Source organism: Metabacillus arenae (assembly GCF_014773385.1).
Taxonomy (GTDB): domain Bacteria; phylum Bacillota; class Bacilli; order Bacillales; family Bacillaceae; genus Metabacillus_D; species Metabacillus_D arenae.
In genome coordinates this window covers 56,255-71,152 of the sequence record NZ_JACXAI010000002.1, presented here as the reverse complement: position 1 = coordinate 71,152, position 14,898 = coordinate 56,255, and the positions used below count along the sequence as shown (strand labels likewise).

Below are 14,898 nucleotides of genomic sequence, written 5' to 3'. Positions count from 1 at the left end.
ACTAAAAAGTAAAGGGTTTTGAGCCCTCTGATGATTAAAATGAATGATGATACTTTTCTGCCAAATGCAATCATTAACTTTTGGTTGGCAAGTGAGTCAAAATAATTGTTTTTGAAGAAGATAGTACTAATTATGATGCTAACGACCATTGTTCATAAATCAAAGAGGATTACGTTGAAACGATCTTTGTTTCAAACCTAACCAACAACTAACAAAAAAGGTTGGTACTGTTTTAAATAGGGAAGGCTATCTTAGGAGAATAGGATAAAGGATGATTTTAATGGAAAAAGCTGCTTTTGAATGCACAATTGTTGGAGGCGGAATTGCAGGCCTGCAGGCTGCGATACAGCTAGGACGATATGAGCATAATGTGTTAATTATTGATTCAAATGAGGGAAGATCTACGCTATGCAAAAATTATCATAATATTCTTGGTTGGCCAGATGGCGTGAGCGGGGAACATTTGAGGGAGCAGGGGCTTAAGCATGCTCTGCAATATGGAGTTCAAAGAATACAGGATAAGGTTATTGAGATTTCTAAAAAGGAGCAGCTTTTTTCTTTGAAGACTAGTAATGGTTCAACTTTTTTAACGAAAACCGTTTTGTTCGCGACTGGAATAAAAGAAAACATTCCACAATGGCCGAATTTGAAGCCGTGCTTAGGAAAAACCATCTATATTTGCCCAGATTGTGACGGATATGAAATTCGCGGTAAAAAGACATACGTTCTTGGTTCTGGAGAAGCTGGGGCAAACATGGCTTTAACATTAACTTATTGGACAAACAATCTAATCTATATAAATCATACAGGCGAAAAAATAAATGATATAACAAACAGAGAACTAGTTAAAAAGCAGATCAAATATCTTGATTGCAAGGTAAGCGATGTGATGATTAGAGAAGAAGGGCAGTTTAAAGGGGTGTTATTAGCGAATCAAGAACAATTAGAGGGGGACCGTGCGTTCCTTGCATTCGGTGGAAATCAAGTATTATCAAAACTAGCTGAGTCATTGGGAGCACAAACCGAAAAACATCATGTAGTTGTTAATCCAAGAACAAAAGAAACAAGTATAGAAAATGTATGGGCGGCAGGAGATCTCATTACACACTCTGAACAAGTAACAATTGCGATGGGAGATGGTGTGCAAGCAGCAATTTGGATACATAAACGATTGCTTTCTAAAAGGAAGAATTAAAGAGTGTTTATTAGGAATCAAAAACGGTCGCTCTATGTATTCTTCAAAAAAATCCGGTTTTCCTTAAAGTAAGGAAAACCGGGTTTTTCTATAAAGAGGCAAATTTTTACCTTTGTGAGCGTCGATATCCAGCAGCATTTGCTTCTTCCTCTGTATGGAACCACTCTACAGCATTTGTAATCTCATAGAATTGACCTTCTGGTACATGGTAAATTAGTTTGCCCTGTGCATTAATATTTCCTTTTATTAGAGGATCTTTATTAGTTTGTTCAGATTCAATTTCTTTTATAGTTGTGCTTTTACTTGATGATAGTTTTGACAAGAGATATGAGATAACTGTGGATATGAAACTACTTAGAAAAATCCCTTTCCCTATAAGAGAAATATTGCATGGTTTCTTCATTATCAAAACTCCCATCCCAATGAAATCATATGTTTAAATAAGCTAAATTCAGTGTAAATGATAGTAAACCGACATTAACATAATAATAACAAACTTTTGATTAATTAGAAAAGGAGATTGATAGAAATGATCAGCTTCATTGTACAATATACAGATAAGAGCACGTTAGAACGAATCTTTGATGGTCCTATCTTTCAATCAGAGGAAGAAGCATTGTTAAAGAAAGAGGAACTGGAAGAACAAGGGCATTTAGATGTGATCATTGAAAGTGACAACGATATTCAGCTTGATAGGGAATAGACGAAAAAACTCACAGAAATCAATCCTTCTGTGGGTTTTTAATATTTAATCAAAAGAATTGGTTAAGACCACAATCAGATAATCAAAATGCATCAATGATGTATCTAAAATACTCTTTAAAACCATATGAAAAGCATTTTTTCACCTTTCGCTTTTCTTTAAAAATTCACGTATAATGTGAACGATGTAAAAAATAGTTCGGAAAGATTCATGGGGGGAAAATAGTTTGATAGAAAAAGCAGAACAACTGTTAAGTCAGTATTTTGGCTATCCATCATTTAGAAGAGGCCAAAAGGAAATTATTGAAAATGTACTGGCCGGTAAACACACAGCTGGAATATTACCTACCGGTGGAGGAAAGTCGATTTGCTATCAAATCCCTGCCTGTATTTTATCTGGTGTTAGTATAGTCATTTCACCTTTGATCTCTTTAATGAAAGATCAAGTCGACTCATTAACACAAGTAGGTATTCCTGCTGCCTATATAAACAGTTCTTTAACATCGCAAGAAATAACTGAGCGTATTGACAAAACAAGAAATGAATTTTATAAAATTCTTTATATTTCTCCTGAACGTCTGGAATCTGATTCTTTTAGAAATATTATCAAAGATTTACCAATATCTCTTATTGCAATTGATGAAGCCCATTGTATTTCTCAATGGGGGCACGATTTCAGACCAAGTTATATGAAGATTTTTCCCCTTATTAAGCAATTGTCAGCTTCCCCTGTTGTATTAGCCTTAACAGCTACGGCAACACCGATTGTGAAAAAGGATATATGCAGTTCTTTAAAAATCAGTGAGGAAGATTGTTTTGTAACAGGCTTTGAAAGAGAAAACCTGCAGTTTAAAGTAGTGAAAGGGCAGAACAGATCTGATTTCATCAGGAAATATGTAGACAACAATAAATCAGAATCAGGTATTGTATATGCCTCCACTAGAAAAGATGTAGATCAAATTTATGAACAATTTAAGAGAAGTGGTGTAAAAGCCGGAAAGTATCATGCTGGATTAAGTGATGTAGAGAGGGAAAAGCATCAAGACCTTTTTTTAAATGACCAGATCAGTGTCATGGTAGCATCGAATGCATTTGGGATGGGTATTGATAAGTCAAATGTTCGTTACGTCCTTCATTATCAGCTCCCTAAGAACATGGAAAGTTATTATCAAGAAGCTGGCAGGGCAGGAAGAGATGGCTTAATAAGTGAGTGTATCTTATTATTTTCCCCGCAGGATATTCAGCTGCAGCGGTTTTTGATTGACCAAAATCAAATGAATGACGAGCGTAAAAATCAGGAGTTAGTTAAATTACAGCAAATGGCAGACTATTGCTATACGGAGAATTGCTTACAAAGGTATATCCAGCATTATTTTGGAGAAATAGAGCATTCTGATAAGTGCGGAAAATGCAGCAGCTGTACGGACGATAGAACGGCTGTAGATGTTACAATTGAAGCGCAAATGGTGTTATCCTGTGTCATCCGAACAGGGGAGAGATTTGGCAAAAGTATAATAAGTCAGGTTTTAACAGGTTCATCAAACAAAAAGGTAAAGCAATTGGAGTTTGATAAATTGTCTACCTATGGCATTTTAAAGGATCGGTCTATGAAAAGTATTACGGAATTTATTGATTTTTTAACTTCCGAGCAATTAATTGGTGTGTCTGGAGGCCAATATCCAATCCTCTTTGTCACAAACAAAGGAAAGGAAGTATTATTAGGAAAACAGGACGTATTGAAAAAAGAAAAAATAAAGATTCAAAGTCTAGAATCAAATGGAGAATTATTTGAAAAATTAAGAGCACTTAGAAAAGAAATCTCCCAAGAAGAAAATGTGCCGCCTTTCGTGGTTTTTTCAGATGTCACGTTAAGGGAGATGTGTTTATATCAACCTAAAAATGAAGATGAATTTTTGGAAGTCAAAGGTGTAGGACTTCAGAAAAAAGAGCGTTATGGAAGTAGATTTATTGAGGTAATTCAAAAATATTTAGAAAATGATAACCTATCTATGACAACTGAAAATTAACAGAAAAAGAGGCGGTGGAGCTGCCTCTTATTTGCGGCTTTATATTCGGAACAAACTTTCGTTAATTTCCGTTACGGACTTTATTGTAATATTGCACAGAAAAAGTCGAGCCTTCTGAAACCATTTTATTGTCTTCTGTGTCCATCGGATCTGGAGTGCCGGCTTTTTGAAGTTCTGATTTTTCAACGCTTAAATTTGATGAACCAGCAGGTTTTAATTTTCCTAATAACTGTTTTGTTTTTGTACGATTTTCTTCATCTTTTAGTAAATAGGTTGTGACCCCTAAGGTTGAAAGGGTAATACCAGAAATGAAAATAACCTTCCGATTTTTAAGCCAATCAAGTTTATTCTTCATTGGTCATTTCTCCTCTCAATAATATTGTCTTTTTTTATTTTCCCTCCTAGTTATTTCATTAAACTTACATTAAGGCGCCCAAAGAGATAGCTGACTTTGTCCTCTCACCAATCGATATTAAAGCAATCCTCTTGCAGAATTGAAAAGGTATCAAGTAATGAAGGTTAAACAGGAATATTTTATTAATAGAATTGGTTAGGTTATGTTCACATTCACTTGATTACTTAATGTCAGCTTACAAAATGCCCTAAATCCAAAGTAAAACAATAGTTTAGTAGGAGATACCCGCTTTTTTGTGAAAATTGTTAAAAAATAGAGGTTAGAAGTAATTTTAGGAGATTTCATAAATAAAATAGGCAATTGGATATATGTGGAACCATTTGTAAACTTTTCATTATATTTTTGTAATAGGGTAAAGAAACTGTTAACCCCTTGTTCTTTAAAAGCCTTTATTTCATGTTAAGATAGGACACGTTGATTGGCTTTTAGTCAGCTTAGCAGTGCCAAAAGTTCTAAGAAAAAAAGTTATTAACTCACACAGAAGTGAACTTTTGACTGCCGTCAGCTAACAGGGAGGTAATAAAATGAAAAAAAACATTTTATCATTCGTAGCAGTCGCTGCACTATCTGGAGGGGTTGCAGCCAATGCTTCAGCTGAGGAAGTAAAAGTTAAAGATGGGGACACTCTTTGGGGTATTTCCAAACAAAAAGAAGTCTCAGTTGAAGATTTAAAACATTTGAACAACCTATCAGGAGAAGTTATTCACCCTGGTGACACATTACAGGTCTCTCTCCATGAAAATTATAAAGTTCAAAATGGCGATTCTCTATGGGGTATCGCAAAAGAATATAACGTTTCAATTGAAGATTTGAAAGGTTGGAATGGACTTGATTCTCATACTATCCAACCGGATCAAAATCTAATCATCAAACATAAGCAAGAGCAGACAAAAAATACATTCCAAGCAGAACCAATTGAACAACAGACGAATCAAGCAGAGCCTGTAAAAGCGGCGCCAGCAGGTGCAGATCCAGTTGCAGCTTCTCCAGCTGAATCGTCTGATGGGAAAGAAATCTCTGTTACAGCAACCGCCTATACAGCAAACTGTGAAGGTTGTTCTGGTACAACCTCAACAGGTATTGATTTAAAAGCAAACCCAAATCAAAAAGTAATCGCTGTTGATCCAAATGTGATTCCACTAGGATCTAAGGTTCATGTTGAAGGATATGGAGAAGCTATCGCTGGGGATACTGGCGGAGCCATAAAAGGCAATAAAATTGATGTATTTATCTCTTCTGAATCGGAAGCCCAACAATGGGGCACTAAAGAGGTTAAAGTAAAAGTATTAGAGTAAATAAAATTTAATAAAAAACCCTTAGGTCTATCAATGAACTAAGGGTTTTTTTAGTTTCATAATTTTATAGCTTTATATTCGTTCAATGTCAAAAGTTGACAAGGAAAGGTCATTTTTGAAGGATTTAGGAATATCTTCATATTACCTTTTTTTCACTCGATTTACTGGGTAAACGAAATCTCCTCGTATCGGGTTAGAGCTGTCTTCAAACCGGATTCGAATGGAGTTACTACTGAAGAAATTTGGTGAATCCATTACTTGAAAATGGATATGAGCCTCCGATGAATTTCCTGAGTTTCCACACAACCCTATTTTATCACCCTTATTTATATATTCCCCTTCTTTAACCTCAATAGAGTCTTGCTTGAAATGGGCAAGCATACTATATTCGCCGTTTTTGTGCTCAATGATGACGTGATTACCTGCCGGCTGATCTGGATTCATTTCACCAGGAACATTATCCTTAATGCCGTCTACCACTTTGACAATTTTCCCATCTTCAGGTGAAATTACGTCTTTACCGAAAGCATAATAATGGTCATTCTTTTTTGGATCTCCATGGTACGTTTGCCTTTTTTTCATGATAACTAAATCATATGCATAGCGCTGATTTTCGGTTGCATAATGATAATTGACTAATTGATTTGTACCACCCCAAAATACTAACCATTTATCTTTAATCGGCATAATGTAATCATTTTTTGTGAATTGCCGATCGCTTTCTGGATTGGAGACTAGTGGTATCAGATTCAACCCCACAATGGTATGCTGTCGATCGAAAACCACACTAATTCCTTTTGTCCTCTCTCGATCAAGCCAAATATATTGTTTCACTTTCTTACTAATCGGCAGGCTTGTTTCCAAGTTATATCCTTGAACACCATGGTTAAAAGATTGTGCTACATCTTTAAACTGATCAAGCGTTAAAGCTTTCTTAAATTCTCTACTCGTTTGATGGTAGATGGAGTCAAAATCCTCTTTCAAAAAAACGTCTCCGAATTCCCTAGGCTTAATCTCGTTTTTCTTGGAAACATTCCTATTCATTATCTCACTACTAATTTCAATCTGGTTAACCGGCTTAGCTGGATATTCTACTGATCCTAAGGCTGGGATCATTCCTGCTGCCATTAAAGCAATTACACTACTATTTACTTTCAAGCTGACAACATCCTTCCTTTTTATTATTTGGAAAAATTCTAATTCCATCATTTGTTATTTTCCTATTTTCAAAGCAATGTAAACTCTTAAAATAAAACTGACAGTCGCCCGAAAATATTCTTAGGATAATTTTCCGATAAAGTCAGATCTTATAAAGGAAGGGGATGAGGACGAGGTAATTTATTAACTAATTTAACCCCAGTATGGGACAGAATACAAGAATCCGGTTTAGAGTAGATTACGATCCTATACTATTTAGAACAATAAAAAACGGAATTTTTTCTTATCCTTTACACTTTCTTATCAGTACTATACAATTTTACTTTATGACATTTTTATAGAAACGGAGTTAAATCATGAATAACCAAGAGCAATGGACATCTAAGATTGGTTTTATTTTAGCAGCTGCTGGAAGCGCAATCGGGTTAGGGGCAATTTGGAAATTTCCCTATGTGGCAGGCACAAGTGGAGGGGGAGCGTTTTTCTTCATCTTTCTTCTTTTTACTTTCATTGTCGGTCTTCCATTGTTGCTAGCTGAGTTTGCAATTGGCCGAAGTACTCAAAAAGAGGCAATTACCGCCTATAAAATAATCGTACCTGCTAGCAGGTGGCATTGGATTGGCCGTCTCGGAGTCATCACTTGTTTTATCCTGCTTTCATTTTATAGTGTAATCGGTGGATGGATCATTTTATATCTAATAACTAATTTAACTGGACAGCTGCTTCAGGTAGAATCAGGTTATAGTGCTTATTTTGAACATATCATTGCAAATCCATATTTAGTAGTTGGATCACAATTGCTATTCATAGTAGTTGTCATCATTGTGGTAGCAAAAGGTGTACAGGCTGGAATTGAAAAGGCAAATAAATATATGATGCCTGCTTTATTTATTTTATTTTTAGTATTGATTGTCCGCTCACTTACACTGGAGGGCGCAATGGAGGGTGTTGAATTCTTCCTAAAACCAAACTTTTCTAATATTACATCTGAAGCGATTTTGTACGCAATGGGGCAGTCTTTTTTCTCCCTAAGTATTGGGGTCTCTGTGATGGTAACGTACAGCTCATATCTTTCAAAAAAAGAAAGCTTACCTAATTCAGCTTTTTCTATTGTCGGTTTAAATGTTTTTATCGCATTGCTCGCAGGTTTAGCAATATTCCCGGCAACTTTTTCATTGGGAATCGAGCCTGCAGAAGGACCGGGTTTATTATTTGTAGTACTGCCTGCTGTATTCGAACAAATTTCGTTAGGAGGAGTCTTTTTAAGCTTATTTCTTGGGCTTTTCTTATTTGCAACACTAACCTCTGCTTTTTCAATGCTTGAAATTATTGTTGCCTCAATCATTAAAGATGAACGGCAACGAAGGGTAAAAATTACTTGGATTGTCGGTTTTCTTATTTTGCTGTTTGGCATTCCATCCGCATTATCGTTTGGAGTTTTAAGCGAATATACGTTATTTGATAAAATCCTTTTTGATCAAGCGGACTATTTAGTCAGTAATATTTTAATGCCGCTGGGTGTCTTCCTCATTTCGATTTTTGTTCCACTTAAAATGAAAAAGGATGTTTTAAAGAGAGAAATAGGCGGCAGCATTTGGTTCTCAGTTTGGTTTTTCCTGTTGAAATATGTAATTCCAGTTGTCATCATTGCGGTTTTTCTTGATGTGATTGGTGTTTATTAAAAGAAGCTGTCCAAAAGGGTAATTCATTAATAATTAAATCAAGAATGTTATTATATCAGCATTCTGAAACATGTTAAGTGGCATCCAATAGCCGAAAAATCGACTTATTGGACAGCCCCTTTTACTATTAACGAAATTTCATGTTTAAAGGAGCCTATTAAAGATAATTAATAAGTAAGGTCTAATTAAGGAGGATGATCTATGTCTTTTCAAAAAAAATCCAAATGCTAGAACATCTTGCCCTGCAAAAACCTGACAAAATGTTGACACTTTATTTAAACACTGATCGCCGCAATCAAGATCAACAAGGTGGAGAATGGAAAATTGCTTTAAAGAACGGATTGAATCGTTTAGGGGAGTATCTGGAAATAAGTGATTTAGATGAAAAGAAAAGGTTTGTTTCAATAAGAGAAAAAATAGAAAAATACATTTCCAGTAGAGAGCGTGAGATGCCAAGAAGTATCATCCTATTCGCTTCAGATGATAGTGGTATATGGGAAACCTTTGAGATGCAAAATCCGGTTGAAACAAGTTTTTATTGGGAGGAACATGCTGTATTAGATCAAATTCAAGATATACACCAGCAATATCCATTATCGGCCTTTATTCTTCTCCAGCAAAATCAAGTAAAGGTATTGGAAACTATGTTTGGCGAGCTTCAGAAAAAAGATTACTATGAATATGATCTAGACACTGAAGATTGGAAAAAACATGAGGGTCCACACCATGCTGATGTAACAATGGGTTCTGGTGGAGGAAATGCCAATAAGAAGGATCATTTCGAGGAACGAGTGAAAGCAAACCAGAAAAGGTGGATAAAAAGTTTAGGGAGCAGCCTTGATAAAAAAGCAGCAGATCGAAAATGGGAAAAAATCGTTTTAGTAGGAGAAAAAAGTACCGCAGATCTTTTAGATGCCAGCATGAACAAGCACATTCATGAAAAAATCCAAAAAAACCTCCTGCACGAAAACGAAACAAAAGTTATTGAAGAGTTGACTTAAATTGAATAGGAAAGTAAAAGAAGGTACCAGGTACCCTCAATACCTGGTACCTCTTTCAGTGTTATTTTATGGAAAAAAACTAAAAGTACTAGTAAAATAGTCTTTTAATGTAAAATCTAAGATAGTGGAAAGCGGGGAGGGACTTTTGGATTTAAAAATCGGAGATATTTTGCTAGTGCGGGGTGACGGGTTCATATCTCCTTTGATCAAACGGTTTTTAGACTCAGAGTATTCACATGTTGCTATTGCTTTGGAGAATGGAAAAATTTGTGAAGTTGATTTGAATGTGAAAATGAAAATTATTGACAACCCTTACTTTGAGTATGAAGTTTTCCGATACAAAGAAGGGCTTAATAATGAACAAATGCAAAAAATAAATGCTTTTTTGAGAAAAAAGTGTAAGTCTTCTATAGGGTATGATTGGTGGAGAATTCTCTCATTAATGATCAAAAAGTACACAAAGCTGGAATTAATCATTCATCACCCCAATCGCTATGTTTGCTCGGAAATAGTGGACCAAGCCTATCAGTATATTGGAATAGACCTTGTTCCTGAAAGTATGACAGGTGATGTCACTCCTGTTGACTTGTTAAAGTCGAACAGCTTTAAACATGTTCACTCTGTAAGATTACTACATAGAAGTATGAAGGGTCCATAACAATATAGGAGTTTTTATTTATTTTTTTCCAAAATAGCTAGATTTCTAAACTACTATACCAATTATAAGAGATTTTATATTATGATTATTGTAAGCGTTTACTATTAATGTGAAACAAAAAAGGAGGAAGAGAAGAGTCAGAAGTGGAAGATTATACTAAAGCATTAATTAAAAGGAGCAGCTTTTGCTTAATTTGAAGGTTATGTGGTAAGGATAGTGATGAAGCTCCAGACAAACTTGCAATGAGACTTCCTGTAAGGGGAAAGGGGTAAACACTTCTATCCTCGTAATCCCATTCTTATCTGCCAGTAAAGCCCCGCCGCTTTATTTAAGTGAGACAAAAAATTGGTAGGGAAGTTATTTTTACATGATTTAAAGAATCGGGGGAGGTACTTTATGTTAGGGAGAAAGGTTATTACACTCGGAATTGTTTCAGTCTTATTGGGAAGCAGTTTTATGAGCGTTAGGTCAGCAAGTGCAAATGAAAGAACTGATGTTGAACAAATAGTAGAAGAGATGTCTCTTGAGGAAAAAGTTGGACAAATGCTTATGCCTGATTTTCGCAACTGGAAAAAACAAGGGCAATCAAAAGCGACTGGATTGACTGAAATGAACACAGAGGTAGGTTTAATCATTGAAAAATACCATCTTGGCGGTGTCATTCTTTTTGCAGAAAATGTAGTCGGGACAGAACAAACCGCTCGATTGGTCGACGGTCTTCAAAGAGCAAGCGGAGATATCCCGTTATTTGTCACGATCGATCAGGAAGGCGGGATTGTTACAAGACTGCAATCGGGAACAAATCTGCCTGGTAATATGGCAGTAGGCGCCACCCGAAATAAAAACCATGCTTATAAAGCCGGTAAAGTTATTGGAGCAGAGCTCTCATCATTAGGGATTAATGTAAATTTTTCACCAGTGCTGGATGTCAATAATAACCCGGATAATCCAGTGATCGGAGTACGATCCTTCAGCAGTAATCCTGAACTTGTTGCAAAATTGGGAACAAGTATGATAAAAGGCCTGCAAGATGAAAACATCGCAGCAACTGCCAAACATTTCCCTGGTCATGGAGATACAGCGGTTGACAGTCATTATGGCTTGCCTCTTGTCGAACATAGTCAAGAGCGATTGCGAGAAGTTGAATTGTATCCATTTCAACAAGCCATTCAAAAAGATGTGGACATGATTATGACTGCTCACGTTCAATTTCCAGCATTTGATGACACAACATATATTAGTAAAAAAGATGGCAAAAAAATCAAGGTCCCGGCTACCCTTTCCAAAAAAGTATTAACAGATCTCCTCCGTAAAGATATGGGCTTTGATGGAGTCATTGTAACAGATGCCCTTAATATGAAAGCGATTGTTGATAACTTCGGGCAAGAGGAGGCTGTTATTATGGCAATTAATGCTGGAGTCGACATTGCGTTAATGCCTGCCCAGGTCAATTCATTAGAAATGGAACAAAATCTAGCCAGCGTATTTAACTCGGTAATTGAGGCGGTAAAGAAAAATACAATCCCAATGGAAGAAATTGATGATTCAGTAGAACGAATCCTTTCACTTAAAGTAGAAAGAGGCGTTTATGAACCTGGAAAATCTTATGAGTCTAATATAGATACAAAAGTAAAAAATGCAACAAAAATCGTAGGAAGCAAAAGGCATATTCAAATAGAAAAAAAGATCACCTCTGATGCGGTAACACTACTTAAAAATGAAAATAAAACATTGCCTTTTAAACCAAAGAAAAATGAAAAGGTTATTGTATTTGCTCCTTTTGAAGACCAAGTGATATCAATGAAAAAAACGATTGAAACATTGATTGAAAAGAAAAAGATAAAGCATGTAGAAGTGGAAGGGGCAGCATTCACCAACAAGGTTTTTAATGAAGATATGAAAAAAAGGATTGATGAAGCAGATTATGTGATAGCTGGTTCATACGTAGTAAAAAATGATCCAGCCGTAAATGATGGAGTTATTGATGATACGATCATTGACAGCAGCAAATGGGCTACAGTATTCCCTCGGTCTGTTATGAATTATAGTCAAAATCAAAACAAAGATATTGTGATGATGAGCTTGCGGAATCCATATGATGTCGCGAATTTCCCAGAAGCAAAGGCTGTTATAGCTGTGTACGGCTTTAAAGGATATGCAAACGGAAGATTTCATTCACCAAACATCCCAGCAGGTATTGAAGCTGTATTCGGATTATCAAAAACAAAGGGGAAACTTCCTGTTGACATCCCATCTGTAACAAATCCAGAAGAGACTCTTTACCCTTATGGTTTTGGGCTAAATATTAAAAATGGAAAACCGCTTAAATAATGAAAAATGGGCTGACCCAAAAGGAAATTGCCTTGGACCCATTAACAAAATATTTGTAGTTTTTCAGTTAAAGGAGATTTGATTAGATATTTTGCTCGGAGCTATGTCCTTATGGGGAACCCTAATTTTTTATTTGTAAAATTTGTTAATAATTAGCGTAAAATGTTTTGACGAATTAGTGGTGATGTTTTTCTGAAAAAGAAGATAAAAGGGAGAGGAAATTTGATTATGAAAAAGAGGATTACGCCTTTTTTAAGCTCTGATTTATCTAAATCAACTACTATTGATCCTGCCTCTAATGAAATTAAAAATCACCAAATACCCGGAGCCCATTCCGTAAGAACTACCCAATTTGATGGAGAAAACAACAATTGGCTTACAACAAAAAATCCTTTTCAATTAAATCAAGCCATAGTAGACGGGAATATTGGACTTGCTCCTATTAATTGGGGCCGTGCAACTAATAGGACAGGCTGGCATCGAATGAATCAACCTGAAAGTATTAAAGGGACACAGGTCAACGGTGTATTTGATGATGCTCATTTTCTTATCAGAGTGCCAGAGGATTGGAATGGCAAACTTGTCGTATCCGGGGTCCCTGCTACAAGAAATGAAACATCTACTGATCTTTTGTTTAGTGATTTTGTTTTAGGAAAAAGATATGCCTTTGCAGCTATTGATAAAGGGACACAAGGGAAAAGGGATCCTTTTGATCCACTTGCTAAAATGAAGAATGCACTCATAGATGAAGATGACAGTGTAGCTGAATGGCACATGAGATTTAGACAAATAACCAGAGCTGCCCATCAATATCTTGAGACTTATTTTAAAGAGTATCTTATCGACTCTTCAGATAAAAGCAATTCGGCAAGTCATTTAGTGAACGGCCAACATAAAATCCCGACATATGCAATGGGAATTTCGAATGGCGGATATGTTGTCCGCTATGCATTAGAGAATGATGATCCCAGTGTCACCAGCGAGCCACGTTTATTTGACGGGGGGATTGATTGGGAAGGAGTTCTCTGGTCAGAAGAGCAGCCAAACATGATTTCCTCTTTAACTTCGGTTGTTAACCATGCAGAAAATGCTCTTTTTGGAAATGGAAAAGAACGGGAAAGAGCGATCATAGAATTATATAAAGCAGGTTTACCGAAAGGTTCGGAAAAGCTCTGGAACTATTACGATCAAATCTATTGGTTCATTACTTTAAATATTTATAGGGATCATTTCGATCCTACATCACCAAATAGAATTCACTGGAAATATTATTTGAACTTTACAGCGTCTGGTCTGCGAGATCGAAGCAATGATCATATTTTTCAACAATATGATTATGAAACTAGACCTGATAGCGTAAAAGAAAATATAAAAGAAGTTTCTAATACCGGGGATATAGATGTACCTTTAATTAGTTTAACAGGTTCCTTAGATGCTTTAATATTTCCAGAAATTCATGCAACAGGCTACCAAAAACTTGTAAAAAAATCTGGAAAAGAAAAATTTCATCGATTTTATACAATAGAGAACGGAAATCACGTCGATAGCTTAGTCTGGGAATGGAAAACAGATGCTGACCGAACTTTACAACCTATTCTGCCATATGTTCACCAATCATTTGATCTATTAGTAGAGTGGGTGGAGAAAGGGTATGAACCACCGGAGAGCAAGAGGGTTCCCCGACCTGAGAACTCAGAAAAAGTTATAGATTTAAAGACTGGGAACGAAGTAGATCCGTTTTAATCTCCATACTAAATAAGATGAAATTATTCATATCGATCTCAGAAAATCACCTACTTTCATAATGGAATGTATAGACAACATTTAAGCTGCTGCCCGGTATTCTGCGGGAGGGCAGTCCAAATCATTTACCTTGGGAGTGATAGAAATGGGAGTTAAAGCAGATAAAATTTTTGTTAATTTACCGGTTAAGGACCTGAATAAAACAGTCGAATTTTTTACTGAAATAGGCTTTGAATTTAATGCACAATTTACCGATGAAAATGCAACATGTATGGTCATTAATGACAATATTTTTGCCATGCTGCTAGTTGAAGATTTTTTCAAAACCTTTACAAATAAAGAAATTTCTAATGCAACAAAAAGTACAGAAGTTATTGTGGGTTTATCAGCTGAAAGCAGGGAACAAGTTGATGAGATCGTAAATAAAGCTCTTGCAGCAGGCGGAAAGCCTTCAAAAGAACCGGTTGACCATGGGTTTATGTATGGATGGAGTTTTCAAGATATAGACGGTCATATTTGGGAGTTCATTTATATGGATGAAAGTGCTATCCCTCAAGAGTAAGTTTGTAACAGGAGATGTATAATACCTCCTTATGTCTGAATCTATAAGAAAAAATAAAAACCATAATATGCAAGTTTAATATTCTTGTATACTATGGTTTTTTCTTTTCGCAACCTTATACTGACAATT

General features: G+C 35.9%; 13 protein-coding genes. 10 read left to right on the top strand and 3 right to left on the bottom strand.

Going from position 1 to position 14,898, the window contains the following annotated elements; genetic code table 11:
* The first annotated feature begins 280 nt into the window (after positions 1–280).
* Positions 281–1,195 (top strand): NAD(P)/FAD-dependent oxidoreductase, encoded by a 915-nt coding sequence (locus IC621_RS01880; protein WP_224752263.1) that lies wholly within the window; start codon positions 281–283, stop codon positions 1,193–1,195.
* Between the two features lie 106 nt (positions 1,196–1,301).
* Here IC621_RS01880 and IC621_RS01875 read toward each other — a convergent pair whose 3' ends face one another.
* Positions 1,302–1,598, bottom strand: coding sequence for a sunset domain-containing protein (locus tag IC621_RS01875; protein WP_191155187.1), 297 nt, complete (start codon positions 1,596–1,598; stop codon positions 1,302–1,304).
* Positions 1,599–1,724: 126 nt separating this feature from the next.
* On the opposite strand from IC621_RS01875, the gene IC621_RS01870 reads away from it, so the two are divergent.
* Positions 1,725–1,898 carry a hypothetical protein gene (locus IC621_RS01870; protein ID WP_191155185.1) on the top strand — a complete coding sequence of 58 codons (174 nt, stop codon included), beginning with the start codon at positions 1,725–1,727 and terminating at the stop codon, positions 1,896–1,898.
* A gap of 226 nt (positions 1,899–2,124) precedes the next feature.
* Positions 2,125–3,924 (top strand): DNA helicase RecQ, encoded by a 1,800-nt coding sequence (gene recQ, locus IC621_RS01865; RefSeq protein ID WP_191155183.1) that lies wholly within the window; start codon positions 2,125–2,127, stop codon positions 3,922–3,924.
* A gap of 61 nt (positions 3,925–3,985) precedes the next feature.
* Here the strand turns inward: recQ and IC621_RS01860 are convergent, their stop codons facing one another.
* A complete protein-coding gene (locus tag IC621_RS01860) occupies positions 3,986–4,279 on the bottom strand; it encodes a hypothetical protein (protein WP_191155181.1) in 294 nt (97 codons plus the stop codon).
* 584 nt (positions 4,280–4,863) lie between these two features.
* On the opposite strand from IC621_RS01860, the gene IC621_RS01855 reads away from it, so the two are divergent.
* Positions 4,864–5,634 carry a LysM peptidoglycan-binding domain-containing protein gene (locus IC621_RS01855; RefSeq protein ID WP_191155179.1) on the top strand — a complete coding sequence of 257 codons (771 nt, stop codon included), beginning with the start codon at positions 4,864–4,866 and terminating at the stop codon, positions 5,632–5,634.
* A gap of 141 nt (positions 5,635–5,775) precedes the next feature.
* Here the strand turns inward: IC621_RS01855 and IC621_RS01850 are convergent, their stop codons facing one another.
* Positions 5,776–6,843 carry a M23 family metallopeptidase gene (locus tag IC621_RS01850; RefSeq protein WP_191155177.1) on the bottom strand — a complete coding sequence of 356 codons (1,068 nt, stop codon included), beginning with the start codon at positions 6,841–6,843 and terminating at the stop codon, positions 5,776–5,778.
* Between the two features lie 305 nt (positions 6,844–7,148).
* On the opposite strand from IC621_RS01850, the gene IC621_RS01845 reads away from it, so the two are divergent.
* The 6 genes from IC621_RS01845 to IC621_RS01820 all read left to right on the top strand — a co-directional run bounded on the left by IC621_RS01845 (position 7,149) and on the right by IC621_RS01820 (position 14,769).
* Positions 7,149–8,474, top strand: coding sequence for a sodium-dependent transporter (locus IC621_RS01845; protein WP_191155175.1), 1,326 nt, complete (start codon positions 7,149–7,151; stop codon positions 8,472–8,474).
* A 194-nt stretch (positions 8,475–8,668) separates the two neighbouring features.
* A complete protein-coding gene (locus IC621_RS01840) occupies positions 8,669–9,475 on the top strand; it encodes a VLRF1 family aeRF1-type release factor (protein WP_191155173.1) in 807 nt (268 codons plus the stop codon).
* A gap of 145 nt (positions 9,476–9,620) precedes the next feature.
* The gene (locus IC621_RS01835) at positions 9,621–10,133 is read left to right on the top strand and encodes a C40 family peptidase (RefSeq protein WP_191155171.1); all 513 of its coding nucleotides are present in this window, start codon (positions 9,621–9,623) and stop codon (positions 10,131–10,133) included.
* 396 nt (positions 10,134–10,529) lie between these two features.
* Positions 10,530–12,464 carry a glycoside hydrolase family 3 protein gene (locus tag IC621_RS01830; protein WP_191155169.1) on the top strand — a complete coding sequence of 645 codons (1,935 nt, stop codon included), beginning with the start codon at positions 10,530–10,532 and terminating at the stop codon, positions 12,462–12,464.
* 228 nt (positions 12,465–12,692) lie between these two features.
* On the top strand, positions 12,693–14,207 hold the full coding sequence (locus IC621_RS01825; protein WP_224752262.1) for an alpha/beta hydrolase: 1,515 nt from the start codon (positions 12,693–12,695) through the stop codon (positions 14,205–14,207).
* A gap of 145 nt (positions 14,208–14,352) precedes the next feature.
* Entirely contained in the window at positions 14,353–14,769 is a 417-nt protein-coding gene (locus tag IC621_RS01820) for a VOC family protein (protein WP_191155167.1), read from the top strand.
* The last annotated feature ends 129 nt before the right edge of the window (positions 14,770–14,898 follow it).